Origin of the sequence: Acidianus brierleyi (assembly GCF_003201835.2) — an archaeon.
Classification (GTDB): Archaea; Thermoproteota; Thermoprotei_A; order Sulfolobales; family Sulfolobaceae; genus Aramenus; species Aramenus brierleyi.
Map to the genome: position 1 here is coordinate 357505 of NZ_CP029289.2, position 12801 is coordinate 370305.

Annotated in this window: 14 protein-coding genes; 6 read left to right on the forward strand and 8 right to left on the reverse strand. The window is 30.0% G+C overall.

Annotated features, from left to right (window positions below; translation table 11 throughout):
• Positions 1-6 precede the first annotated feature (6 nt).
• Entirely contained in the window at positions 7-543 is a 537-nt protein-coding gene (locus DFR85_RS17745) for a MogA/MoaB family molybdenum cofactor biosynthesis protein (protein ID WP_110269440.1), read from the forward strand.
• On the opposite strand, the gene DFR85_RS17750 is transcribed toward DFR85_RS17745, so the two are convergent.
• Positions 536-2392, reverse strand: a complete 1857-nt coding sequence (locus DFR85_RS17750) for a 4Fe-4S dicluster domain-containing protein (RefSeq protein WP_110269441.1) — start codon at positions 2390-2392, stop codon at positions 536-538. The genes DFR85_RS17745 and DFR85_RS17750 overlap by 8 nt on opposite strands.
• Before the next feature lie 44 nt (positions 2393-2436).
• Entirely contained in the window at positions 2437-4659 is a 2223-nt protein-coding gene (locus DFR85_RS17755) for a DEAD/DEAH box helicase (protein WP_110269442.1), read from the reverse strand.
• Between the two features lie 34 nt (positions 4660-4693).
• On the opposite strand from DFR85_RS17755, the gene DFR85_RS17760 reads away from it, so the two are divergent.
• A complete protein-coding gene (locus DFR85_RS17760) occupies positions 4694-4900 on the forward strand; it encodes a hypothetical protein (RefSeq protein WP_110269443.1) in 207 nt (68 codons plus the stop codon).
• A 37-nt stretch (positions 4901-4937) separates the two neighbouring features.
• Positions 4938-6326: a 7-cyano-7-deazaguanine synthase QueC gene (queC, locus tag DFR85_RS17765; RefSeq protein ID WP_110269444.1), complete on the forward strand. Its 1389-nt coding sequence runs from the start codon at positions 4938-4940 to the stop codon at positions 6324-6326.
• Here queC and DFR85_RS17770 read toward each other — a convergent pair.
• Complete coding sequence (locus tag DFR85_RS17770) at positions 6323-6916, reverse strand: 2-keto-4-pentenoate hydratase (RefSeq protein ID WP_110271754.1); 594 nt, start codon at positions 6914-6916, stop codon at positions 6323-6325. The two genes, queC and DFR85_RS17770, sit on opposite strands and share 4 nt — an antisense overlap.
• Positions 6917-6962: 46 nt before the next feature.
• Here DFR85_RS17770 and DFR85_RS17775 point away from each other — a divergent pair, with 46 nt between their 5' ends.
• Both DFR85_RS17775 and DFR85_RS17780 read left to right on the forward strand, forming a co-directional pair.
• A complete protein-coding gene (locus DFR85_RS17775; RefSeq protein ID WP_110269445.1) occupies positions 6963-8681 on the forward strand; it encodes a molybdopterin-dependent oxidoreductase in 1719 nt (572 codons plus the stop codon).
• Between the two features lie 70 nt (positions 8682-8751).
• Positions 8752-9972 (forward strand): MFS transporter, encoded by a 1221-nt coding sequence (locus tag DFR85_RS17780; RefSeq protein WP_110271755.1) that lies wholly within the window; start codon positions 8752-8754, stop codon positions 9970-9972.
• Here the strand turns inward: DFR85_RS17780 and DFR85_RS17785 are convergent, their stop codons facing one another.
• A complete protein-coding gene (locus tag DFR85_RS17785; protein ID WP_110269446.1) occupies positions 9973-10467 on the reverse strand; it encodes a hypothetical protein in 495 nt (164 codons plus the stop codon). It lies immediately after the preceding gene.
• Positions 10468-10597: 130 nt separating this feature from the next.
• Positions 10598-11110 carry a TRASH domain-containing protein gene (locus DFR85_RS17790; RefSeq protein WP_110269447.1) on the reverse strand — a complete coding sequence of 171 codons (513 nt, stop codon included), beginning with the start codon at positions 11108-11110 and terminating at the stop codon, positions 10598-10600.
• A 93-nt stretch (positions 11111-11203) separates the two neighbouring features.
• On the opposite strand from DFR85_RS17790, the gene DFR85_RS17795 reads away from it, so the two are divergent.
• A complete protein-coding gene (locus tag DFR85_RS17795; protein WP_210433950.1) occupies positions 11204-11365 on the forward strand; it encodes a YHS domain-containing protein in 162 nt (53 codons plus the stop codon).
• 54 nt (positions 11366-11419) lie between these two features.
• Here DFR85_RS17795 and DFR85_RS17800 read toward each other — a convergent pair whose 3' ends face one another.
• Genes DFR85_RS17800 through DFR85_RS17810 form a run of 3 tightly spaced genes read right to left on the reverse strand, consistent with a single transcriptional unit; the run spans position 11420 to position 12782 of the window.
• On the reverse strand, positions 11420-11680 hold the full coding sequence (locus DFR85_RS17800; protein WP_110269449.1) for a hypothetical protein: 261 nt from the start codon (positions 11678-11680) through the stop codon (positions 11420-11422).
• 52 nt (positions 11681-11732) lie between these two features.
• Positions 11733-12212, reverse strand: a complete 480-nt coding sequence (locus DFR85_RS17805) for a DUF2299 domain-containing protein (protein WP_110269450.1) — start codon at positions 12210-12212, stop codon at positions 11733-11735.
• Positions 12213-12236: 24 nt separating this feature from the next.
• On the reverse strand, positions 12237-12782 hold the full coding sequence (locus tag DFR85_RS17810) for a class I SAM-dependent methyltransferase (protein ID WP_246253057.1): 546 nt from the start codon (positions 12780-12782) through the stop codon (positions 12237-12239).
• Positions 12783-12801 lie beyond the last annotated feature (19 nt).

Consider the following 12801-nt stretch of genomic DNA (forward strand, 5'->3'; position numbering starts at 1 on the left):
ATTATTATGAATTCACACGAACTACATAGGGAATTAGCACCAAAGATATTGAATTTTTTTGTAATTACCATAAGCACATCTAGATACGAAAAAATGATAAAAAAGGAGCCAGTAGTAGACGAGTCTGGTGATGCAATAAAGCAAGAAATAATTACTGCAGGACACAAGATACTAGGATATGATTTAGTTCCAGATAACAAAATAAAAATACTTAAAGCTTTCTTAAATGCAGTAGATAATGAAAATGTAGATGTAATAGTTTCAACAGGCGGAACTGGGTACTCTCCATCTGATACTACAGTAGAGACTTTACGAAAGATTTTTGATAGAGAAGTAGAAGGTTTTAGTGACGTTTTTAGAATGCTCAGCTATAATGATCCAAAAGTAAAGTCAGCTGCATATTTAACTAAAGCATCTGCTGGAATAATTAATAGTAAAGTAATATATCTCTTACCTGGTTCCCCAAGTGCAGTAACTTTGGCAATGAAAGAATTAATTATACCAGAAGTTTCGCATCTGGTATATATAGTACGCTCTAAGTAGCAAATAGCTTTTCTATTCCTTTAACTATGTGATCTCTAATATTTTTATCTAGATCTATATATTTATCATTATTTAAATAAAATAGAAGTAGCTCGTCTTTAGATCTACTACTAAGAAAGTTTTCAATTAGATCTGTAAAGGCCTCATTTTTAACATTATCGTCAATATCAGTATACCATTCTAAATCTTTAAATAGTTCATTAAGGCTTCCTAGATAAGATATAAAATCTTTATAAAATTTATCTGAAATAGAATAGTCTATTTGAACATTGAATAAATCTAAAATATTTTTTATCCCTAACCTTCTTGCAGCTAGTGGACATAGACTTATATCGGCATTAGGATTTTTCTTACCATAACCCTCGTTATTGACTTCATTAAGAAATTCATAGCTGCATGTTTTATCTGCATTTTTAAAATTAGCATCATAAAAACACGGTACATGAACCTTCATTTTTTCTAGTTTATTCTTGATCTCTTTTTCAAGTAATTGGTATATGAACGTAACGTCAATTATTTTCACATTTTGGAGAGAACTTAAAAAGTGAAATTCTTCTGGAGTAAGCGTAATTATTTCGTCTATATATTTTATTCTTTCCTTAATATCATTATTAAATTCGGATTTTATTAATTCTGCATACGAAAGATCTAATGTAATTATGCCTACTTTTATTCCCATTGAATCAAGTATTTTGAATGCCTTAATTGCAAATTCTTTTAGATCTTTAGAAATAACTGTTAAAACTATTACTCTTCTAGAAAAAAGATTTATGTTAATACCAAGTTTAGTTTCTGGAAATTTGGCACTTTTAATAAGATCTAAAACTATACTAAGATCTACTGGACATACGTTTGTGCATTTACCACACATATGACAATTAGACACTTCTTTTTCCTTGCTAAAGGAAGACAATACGTAAAATCCTAATGGTGAAAATACACTAGAATCTCTCTGATCTTTATGCGGGCAAACTTCAGTGCATTTTCCGCATAATATACAGCCATTAAAAAGTATCTTATCATTAACATCCGAATATACAGTAGTATTTGGTAAGACTAACGGATTTTGTGAAAAAGCATAATAGTATACTTCATTTTTCCTGAAATGGAAATAAACTAAATCTGATCTCGAGAAAACTGAAGGTTCAAAAGAGACTAAAGTTATGTAGCCAGCATATCTGAATTTATGTTTTCTTATATCTTCATAAGGTGGTTTACTATCCTGGAAATTATCGATGAATTTTTTTACTAATACTTCTCTCGTTTTTGTATATGATACAAATACCTTGGCTTTATTGTTTTCTTTAATCAGTGTTACATCTCTAAAAACAGGGAAATCAGAAATAAACCATTTTTTAACTAGATTTGCTAGATATAGGAAGTCTCCTTCAAGATACTTGTAACACATTTCCTTATTTTCCTTATTTATTAGTACTGCAGATATTATTCCACCTTTGTATTTTCCCTCATATTTTTGGCCATCTATATAAGCCTCAACTTCTACTCTATCCTTAATGTATCCAAACTCATTAAATCCAAAACATGCGTCATTAAAAGATACTGAACCACCCACAGTAAAATCTCTTATACAAAAAATTTCTGGATTATAATTAATTATTTCTTTCCATTTAGTTCCAGGCATCACTTTAATTTTGTCTCCTAGATCTTCTACTCCTTTAAACTCGGTCAAATCAGCTATTTTGTTTCCCTGAAGTCCTCTTATAAATTCATATCTAGGAGTAAAATCTCTTAAGTTTTGTAAATCGTCTTCCTTACGTACTTTAATAATAACCTCTGGAGGATTTACCTTAACAGTAGGGGATAATGCTGAAAATAGAAATTTTTCCATCGTAACATCACATGATTTTTGAAGATTTTAATTCTATTTAATACTTATCTTATACTCTCTCCCCAAAATTCTTCGTCTTTGCTCCTTGTACCTTTCATTACTTCAGATATCAGTCTTAAGGATTTTCTTCTAGAAAGAACCTTATTATTATTCCCACAATAAGGATCATAAATGCATTTTGGGCAACCATCTTCACAATCACATTTTCCTACAATATCTAGGGCTACCTCATATGCGTCCTCTAATCTATCATAAAGTAATTTAGAGACACCGCTTCCACCAACTATTGAATCATAAATTACTACGTGCCCACTAGGATAACTTATACCAGATAAATCAGTGAGCGAAGCTCCAGCTACAACTCTTCCTGCTGAAATAAGTACATGTTCAGTAGCATGATACGCTTCCATTCCATCCATTAATGTGAATTCATCTAATATGGGATGTTTTATTATAAGACCTTTTGTTCTATATGAATAAGATATTGGATTTTCAAATTTAAATTCAGCAGAACTCTTATCTTTTTTTGAATAAAAATCATGTACTGTATATCCTTCTACTGACACTTTTACCATTACTTCTCCATATTTAACTGGGAGTCCAAATACGTTTCTATTTTCTATTTCATTAAATTCTTTTAAGTCTACTGAGTATAATGGCTTGGTATAATAAGGTAGATTATCACTAGTTTTCTTAACAGTAGCAATCATTTTTTTGAGATCAAGATTATCTACTATATAATTTCTCTTAGATGCAATATAAACTGCGTTAGGATATAAATCGTATAATGCTATAGGTAATTCTCTCTCACCTATTTTTTTATCATCATTATAAATCTTTACTATAGGACCTGAGCTTCTTAGTGAAGATTCTAAAACAAATTTTCTTGTTTCTTTAGTAGCGTAAGCTATCCCATTTACAATCCTTATGACGTTATTCTTTTCAAGTTCTTTACAAGCTTTTTGCCATAGATTAGGTAATTCTTTAATTTTTACCATATATTTCTCAAGAATGTATGCTGCTGTATGAACTTTAACTACCTCAATGTTTGATGTATCAAACGGTATAGGAGTTAGTTTTCTTGCAAAGAACTCTTTCGGTTTTCTTAAGAAATATGAATCTATGGGATCATCACTTAATATTGTAAACACGTACCCTGCTACATTTCTTCTTCCTGCTCTTCCTGCCCTTTGTAAATACTTTGGATAACTTGGTGGATTTTCTGCCATTATTACAGCGTCTATATTGCCTATGTCAATACCTAATTCGAGAGTAGGCGTAGCAACTACTCCATTTATTTTACCTTGTCTAAGGCCTTGCTCAACTTTTAATCTCTCTTCTGGTAAAATACCAGCTCTATGAACTTCTAGATCTGCGCCAAATCTTTGAGCTATTTTAGCAGTAACCTCAGCCATCTGTTGAGAGTCAGTAAAAATAAGTATCTTTAAGCCTAGTTTAATGAGGATAGCAGCTAAATAAGCTGAGAGAGTCCACCTACTTACACCATTAGAGTTTATTAAGACGTGAAATGCCATTCCTTTTCTTCTACTACTACCATATATTATTTCTCCTTGTTCTCCAAACATAGCCTCAAACATATAAGGCGAGGCGCCTATAGTAGCGCTAGAAGATATAATATGAATTTTATTATTGATATCTCTTAGTCTATCTATTATCATTCTTAAATGTGAGCCTAATACACCTTCATAAACATGAATTTCATCAAATACAAAATGATCAGCTTGTCGTATAGTTTCACTAAATCTTCTGCTCATAGCTAAACCAAAATGCAACATGTCTGGATTAGTTATCAGAATCTCTGGGGGATCTTCATATATTCTATTTCTTTCTATTCTAGGCGTGTCTCCATCGATAACCCCTACCCTTATTGGCAAATTTTTTATAAGTTTACAAATTCTATTTAGTTGATCTCTAGCTAATGCCTTTGTAGGATAAATTAATATACTTTTTTCGCCATTTATTGCAAAGTTTAATATTGGTATTAGAAATGCTTCTGTTTTTCCAGTTCCAGTACCAGAAATTATTAATATATTTCTTCTGTCTAGAATTTTATTTATAGCTTCTTCTTGGTATTTATATACTTTTTCAATTCCTATATTTTTTAACGATTTTTTAATTTTCTCATTTATATTTAGATTATCTACAGTAGATCCCAGATCTGGTTCAAAGGCTGTTTCAGTATAAATATGAGTGATTTCAGCGTTAAACAAATTTAATCTTTCCTTGACGTTCTCCAAAATATCCATATATTTATTAAGATGGTATTAGAAGAAAATAACTATGTCTGAGATATTGGATAATGAAGGTGATTTAAGTACATTCCTTGAAGCTCAAGAAAAATTGAGAACGCAAAAACTTGAGATAGTAATACCAGAAAGATTATTGGAAGAATCTCCTTATATTAGCAAAAAATACGGTTATTCAATAATAGATGGAGAAGATTTACCTAATGGATACATTAAATTAACTTTAGTATATAGAAGATAACGTTAAAACCTCACTTTTTACGCTTTAAAAGATAAAATTGTGTAGCGTAAGTGGAGTAATTATTTTTGATAATTCTAATTTTGATAAAATAGAGAAGAAATTTGCTCAAATAATGAAAAAGGCTGAGGATAGAGGTAGAGATAGTTTTGGAATAGTAGCTATAGAAAAAGATGGAAATGTGAGATCAATTAGATCCTTAGGAAAGCCTTCAGATTATGAAGAGAAACTATATGGAATATTTAATGAGAACACTAACGTTGTAATAGCTAATAATAGAGCCGAACCTACTACTGAATACATTAATAAGAAATCTGAAAAAGATATCCAGCCTTTTGAAGGAGGGAGATATGTTGTTTCTCATAACGGGATAATAGCTAATGATAATGAAATAGAAAGGAAATATGGTATACATAGACAAACTAAAATTGACTCTGCTATTATTCCTCCATTTTTAGATAAATTATGGGATGGTAGTCTTGAAAGTTTAAGAAAATCTCTTTCCGAAATTAAGGGAAGTTTTGCTTTTATATTAGGAGACAAAAAAAGACCCGATAGAATATTTGCAGTACAGAATTTTAAGCCAATCTATATGGCTTATGATTTTTCATTAAAAGCAGCATTTTTCTCGTCATTAGATGATTATTTTGACGTAAAGCCTTTTGATCCAGTTAATGTAAAAAAGTTAGATCCATACAGTATAGTAGAGATAACAAAAGATATGAAGATTAATCAAATACCTTTAATTTCAAAGTTAAGTAAAAGAGCGTTAGTAATAGCTAGTGGAGGTCTAGATTCAACTGTAGCTGCTACAAAATTGATAAGAGATGGATATGATGTAACTCTTATACATTTTAACTATAATCACAAAGCTGAGGAAAAGGAAAGAGAAGCAGTAAGAAAAATTTCCGAATACCTTAATGTAAAATTGATTGAAATGGATACTAATATATTTAAGATTATAGGTCATACGTCCCTTTTAAAAAATGGTGGCGAAATAATTAAGGATAGAATGGGAGAAGAAGGAGCAGAATTTGCTCATGAGTGGGTTCCTGCTAGGAATTCAATCTTCATGACAATAGCTCTTGGCATAGCTGAAGCTGAAGGTTATGATGCAGTAGCTACTGGTATAAATTTAGAGGAATCTGGAGCTTATCCTGATAATGAAATGGAATTTATAAGGTTATTTGATAAATTATCTCCTTATGTAACTGGTCCAAATAAGAAAATTGACATACTTATGCCAGTAGGTAATCTAGTAAAACATGAGATTGTTAAGCTTGGTGTCGAAATCGGTGCCCCTCTTCATTTAACGTGGAGTTGCTATGAAGGTGGAAATAAACATTGTGGAAGATGCGGTCCATGTTATATGAGAAAAACAGCGTTTAAAATAAATGGCTTAAAGGATCCTGTAGAATATGAAAGTTAGATTAGTTTAACATTTATAGTTTTTTTACCTTCAACCTTTATTTTATCTCCTTTACTGATCTTTAACGGACCTATAAAGGCTCCTAAAGAAATATATCCATTCATATCAGATTTTATTAGATCTTTTATAGAATATGAAGGACCTCCTTCTGCAGTGAATTTATCGTTTATAGATAATTTAAATATACCAAACGGTGGTTCAATCTCTTTTCCTACATAGAGTCTACCTGCAAAAGCATCGTCTGCTATTATATACTCTTGTGACAGATCCCATGTATTAAATCTCGTAGCAGGTAGCTCTAGTCCTAAGAAAGTTTTTTCCAATCTTCCATTTTTTACAAGTGCTATTATTTCCACTTCTAGTTTATGGGTTGGGAACCATAATTCAACATTATCAAAAGTTATCATTTTCTTGGTCAATATGCCTATGACTCCACCTTTAGCTATTTTATATCCTCCAAATCCTTCGTAAGAAACTAACATATTACTAAACTCTTTCCCTATATCTTTAGCTTCTTCTTGAGTTAAAGGAAAAGGCTCAATAGTTTTTCTTTCTTTATAAGCTTCGAACAGAAGTTCGGCTTTATTCATACCACTCATACTCAAACTTAATAATTTAGTTAAATAAAATAATTGCATGATAGCGTGTACGAGAGACTGTTATGATACATGTATTTTCGACAATAAGTATAAACCTTTGAATATTTTTCCCATAAATGGTTTTACTTGCTCAAGAGGAATTATGGATATAAAAAGAAATTCTATTAATAGGATAGAGTACCCTATTATTGATGGCAAAGAAGTTTCTTTACATACAGCAATTGAGCAAATAGCGAGAGTGATTAAAGGAGTAGAAGATAAAAGCAAAATTTTGCACATAGATTATGATGGTAACCAAGGTCTTTTAACTTGGTATTATCCTTCAAGATTATGGAATGTTATAGGAGCTTCTACTACAGACTATTCAATATGTAGTCTAGAGGGACATGAGGCAATAAAACAAATATATGGAACAAGTTTTGGTGCATTGCCTGAGGATTTTCTCAAATTTAATACGGTAGTATTTTGGGGAAGCGAGTCTGCAATAAGTTTTATTCATGGTTGGAAAATTTTGAAGAATAAATTTAAAGTCACAATAGATGTTAGACTAAGTGAAACAGCAAGAAGAAGTGACAAATATTATATTATAAAACCTGGATCAGATGTCTTTTTAGCAATAGGTATTCTTAAATTCTTATTAAAAAATAAGAAAATTGAAAATATTAAGAACTTGGATTTATATAATGTTAGTGATATAAGTCAAATAACAGGTATTTCAGAAGATAAAATTGAGGAATTAGCCAATTTTTATTCAGAAACTAAACCTTTAACAATTATAGGTTTTGCGTTAGGAAGGTCATTAAATGGAGGAAATGCTATAAGTACAATCTCTCTTATACCATATTTGCTAGGAATTCAACATGGATTTTTTTATTCTAATAGTCAAGGCTGGGGAATAGATTTTGATTATCTTAGGGGTCTTCACTTAGCTAGGCCAAGTAAAATAGTAAGCATGGCTGAAATAGGTGATAAAATAGATGAATTCCAAGTAATATTTGTATGGAATTCTAATCCTATAGTCTCTCTGCCTGGAGGAAATAAGATAGTCGAAAAAGTGAGAGAAGGTAAAGTTATTTTAATAGTTCATGATCCTTTTTGGTCAGAAACTGCAAAAATAGCTAACATAGTCATACCAGCATCTACTTTTTTGGAAAAAGAAGACGTAGTGTATAGTTATTGGCATCAATATCTAGTTTATAATGAACCTATTTTACCTAAAAAAGGAATCACAGAAATAGAATTTATTAATTTATTATCAAAAGAACTTAATATTCAACATAGTTTGCTTGAAGAGTCTCCTTGGAATGCTGTAGATTATTCTTTAAGAAAAACTGGTATTACTGTAGATTTATTAAAAAAGGAGAAAATAACGAAAATAACTCCTAAGATTACTTATAATGTTAAAGTAACCATTCCTCATCCTAATGAGTTGATAAAGCCAAGTGGAGATTTCATAGTATATTCTGCCCATCCTAATTATACTAATAGCCAATTTAAGGAAGTATATGGGGCAAAAACTGCGGTTATATATAATTCTAGTTTTGAAGGATATGGTTATATAACTTCTACATCAGGAAAATTAAAGGTACGATTTAAAAAAGATAATAAAATACCGTCTGGAGTATATTTTGTGTTTAAAAATTCATTATTAACTGATGAAGGGATATCAATAAACTCTATTATTCCGTCAAACAAAGGAAAATACGGAGGACCGTTACTTAACGTTAATTTAAAAATAGATTTTCTTAAAAATTAATAGAATAGTTTATTAGCTTTGTTTTTTGGCTTAAACCGAATATAGTTTGATAAATAGAGATACTAGATGGATGTTCTCAGCTTTATTTTTTGGTATAGTTAATGGTCCATTATCAACATTAGTTAGTTTAGAGATACTTAATTTAGGAGGAAACGCAATAGATGTAGCTTACGCTATAACATCAGCAAATGTAGTTCTTATACCAGCATCCATGTTTTGGGGAATTATTGCAGATAGATATCACTTAAGGAACATAATAATTCTAGGATTTTCGTTATCAACCTTATTTTTATCATTAATGTACTTTACGTATTCTATACCTCTTTTGACTCTATCTTATTCAATATTTACTTTCTTTAGTGTTGCTTATAGTACTCCAATGAATCTACTAGTTATGGAAACTAGTGAGAAAAGTAAATGGGCATATAATTTTTCAAGACTCTCAATGTTATCTTCTATAGGTTCTTTAATAGGTCTTATTTTATCCACATTATTAGTTGCAATAATAAGGATATTTCAAGTCTATCTTTTTTTAACAATATTTGGAATAATGGCTTTAGGTTCTTCAGTTCTTTATACACCTAAGACTATTATAGGAATAGAAAGGACTAGTATGCTACACCATAAGGAGTCATTTTTAACTAGATTAAAAATGATACCGCTTATTTTTCTTCATTTTCCTTCAGTTCATAGTTTCAAGATGTTTAAATTATCAAGATTATTACGAAAACCTATAAATTATCTTCCTTTGCTTTATCTAGCTATATTTATATTTTATATATCTAGTGGTTTATTTAATACAGTATATCCAGTTAGCCTTTATCAAGGAAATTTGTCTAAATCTGAAGTATTAGGTATAATAACTGAAGGTATGTTAGCGCAAATAGTTACTTTCCACTTTACCGGTAAATTATTAGAAAAAATCGACGAAAGAGAAGCTGCCTCTAAAGCTTTACTTTTAAGGGGAGGAAGTTACATAATTTTGGGTATAGTTACTTTATTCCCTAGTCTTCTCCTTGGTGCAGGAGCAATTTTTTATCCATTAGCAGCAGGTTTGGCATTTTCTACGTATTACTCGGCATCGAATACATTAATTTTTAAGGCAGTTGGAGGTAGAAGACAAGGTACTACATTAGGAGTATATAGTACATTAGTTGGAATAGCAATGTTTATAGGTTCTTTATTGTCCGGATATATTTCGCATTATTATGGATTTATAACAGATTTTATTATTGCTGGTACATTATTATTTATATCTAGTTATATATTTAGATATATAGAGGAAGGTTAATTACGTTTTCTTCCTACCTCTAATAAAACCTATAACTCCTACTGCTATGCCTACAAATATTGTCACTAGGCCTAAAATACTAGCCAATTCGATCAGAGTAATATCGAGGGCGCTAATATATCCATAAGAATAATACAAGTTTTGAGAGGTAGTTTGATTATTAGTTATTTGCATTGTTCCTTCTAACGGTCTTATATAATAAATATAAGTATGATTCTCTATATTAGACTCAGACACATTGGAAGGTAATCCGCTAACTCTAAGAGGTAGATAAGAAGAGGTATTGTATATTAATACGAACATGCTATTATTATTTTTTCCGTTAAAATATATATTTGTAGACTCTCCAGGATTTAATGCTACTTCATGTGAATTTTTGATTATTTGCGACGAAATATAATTAGCTTGTTGATATGCTAAAAGAGGTGATAATACAAATACTAAAACGAGTCCTACTATGGCTATTATTATACCTATCTTAAGTAAAGTATGCATTAATATATTACATCTCGTGATTGTCTAAAATATTTTATCCTAGTTTTATGTATACTTCTGATTTATCTAATAATATTGATGCAGATAAATATATTGAAAAATATTTGGAAAAATAATAACAATTACTCATTTAATCTTTCAATTTAGTTAGCTTCTTTTTAAGACCATTTAAACACGCATTACAACATGCATAGTATATTTTTTTACCTCTTTTGTAAATAATAGGTTCAGATTCAATTTTTCCTCCACAATAATCACAATATAACGAAGTTCTAACAAATCTCTTTCCTAAGGAACGGGCTAATATTACATTTTTTGGTTTTATCTTTTCAAGTTCATTCTCTATTTCGTTTAGAGTATTGCTTCTAATTAGAGAAATGAAGTCTCCGGAAATAGTTTTATAGCATTCTGTAGATTTACACGAATCAGTTACAACAAATGCTACTAATTCTTTATCTTTAGCCTCTATAGTAAACTTAACTCCTTTTTTCCTTAAGGAATTTATTATTCTAGAAACTGTTACTCTGCTTAAACCTAGCTGTTTTGCTATTTTAGCTGCAGGCATTCTAGCGTCTTCCTTTAGTATCTGAAGAACTCTAAATTCTATGTCAGATAGTTTTATTTCGTTTGTTTCTTCAGACATTGATTATAAGTTACATAACGATATTAAAAGTCTAGAGTAAATTGACGAATAGATAATAATCAATAATATTTTATCTCGAATATATAACATTAAATTATGATAGATCCTGTATGTGGAATGGAAGTCGACGAAACTTCAATTTATAAGACTATGTATAAAGGTAAACTATACTATTTTTGTAGCAATGGATGTAAAAAGGCATTTGAAAAGGATCCTGAAAAATATTTAAGGGAAGGACCTAAAGGAATGCCGTAGTCTACTAAATCATGGGCAACAAATACTTTTGAATGTAATCAAAACTTTAGAATATCAAGGAATAATCTGTTTTCCAAGCTCTTTTTTTATTTTTTCGAAATTTTCCTTTTCAGTAATTATTACGCTTATAAAAAACTCATCTCCATAATTATATACTTTGTCTAATACTTTATCAATAATTTTAGATTTATCTTTGCATGATGCTTTTTCTATTCCTACAAGAAAGTATTGGTCTTCATTTACAAACAAGTAAGCTTCCCCGGTAATCTGCTTTAGTACTTTATAACCCTCATATATACCTTTTGAAACATTCATATTTAATTTATTTTGAGTTACATACTAAAAATTTTTATCGTTATAGTTCTGGTTACAGATATTTAGTGCTGGTTTGCCCTTGCGGTATATTCCCAAAAGTATCAGTAAATTTAAAAATTACTAGCATACCTGCATTTCTTACGAAATAAAACGAATTCATGAATTCGTTTGCAGTTAGATTCTCTGCTATTACAACTCGTGTTATTTGAATAATTTGGGGCACTTCCTGACCCATAGGCAAAAATATTACATCTAATCCCATTTTTAATATATCGTATTTAATTTCATTAATGAATTTTTTTCTATCAGAATCTTTTAATTCTTTCAATGCGTTTTGATGAGTGGGATGTACTCCTACTCCCATAGCTATAATATAGAAATTACTATTCTCTAGCGGTCTTACAATATCTACCACTGGTCCTCCTTGTGGTGGAGTCACACTTATGTGGAAAAATTCTTTAGCTTGAGGAGGAGTAAATATTGATAATCCTAATGACTGAATCCAGTTTTTTATTTCATTATCTAGATCCATAAATATTAACAGTTAGGTAAATTATTATATCTTATGGTCAATTTTCCTTCCTATACATAGAGAATTATTTGGAAATAATGATTTAACTCTATAAACTCTATACAATTCTATACCAAATCCATATTTTTTACATAAATAAAGTAATTCCCAAGGGTAAAATAGTCTATAAAACCTATAATATGGACTTCCATTAATTACTGTTTTTTTATAAATATGCCTTTTAAATAAATATCTAAACTGGGCTAGCCATACGGTAATAATTATTATACCATTATTTTTAAGAACTCTTTTTCCTTCAATTATGGCATTTTCTGGAGAACGTAAATGATGAATAGACGCTATATAAATTAACGTTCTGAAAGATTCGTTTCTGAATGGTAAAAACTCCATATCTCCTTGAACTAAATTTTCGCACCCTTTTTTTCTTGATTCTAAAAGTTGTTTTTCCGCTATATCAAGACAGATTACATAACCTTTTATGGCTGAACAGTTTTGTCCTGATCCACATCCTATATCTCCTGCTGGAAACTCGGTTACATGAATGTTTATAGGTTTTCTTCTATGTACTATATGTTCATAAGCTTCCTTT